Below are 255 nucleotides of genomic sequence, written 5' to 3'. Positions count from 1 at the left end.
TTCTTTATGACAACATCAATTAACTCAAGCCGTAAGCGCACACAACGAGATTACACCTTAGCCTTTAAATTACGCGTTGTAGAGCGTGTTGAAAAAGGCGAAATGACGTACAAACAAGCCCAAGCCCATTTTGGTATTCAAGGCCGTTCAACCGTACTCGTTTGGCTTAGAAAACATGGTAGACTCGATTGGTCGAAACCTTTTCAGCATCCCCTTATGCCTAAGTCAAAAGAAACCCCTGCCGAAACGATCAAG

The 255-nt window shown here is 43.5% G+C and carries 1 protein-coding gene; it reads left to right on the top strand.

What is annotated here, in order from left to right; translation table 11 throughout:
• Positions 1-6: 6 nt before the first annotated feature.
• A partial coding sequence (locus MO387_RS20980; protein WP_242326520.1) for a helix-turn-helix domain-containing protein occupies positions 7-255 on the top strand: 249 nt, incomplete at its 3' end.

This window comes from Shewanella sp. N2AIL, assembly GCF_022690845.1.
GTDB lineage: Bacteria > Pseudomonadota > Gammaproteobacteria > Enterobacterales > Shewanellaceae > Shewanella > Shewanella baltica.
This window is presented reverse-complemented; position numbering and strand designations above follow the sequence as displayed.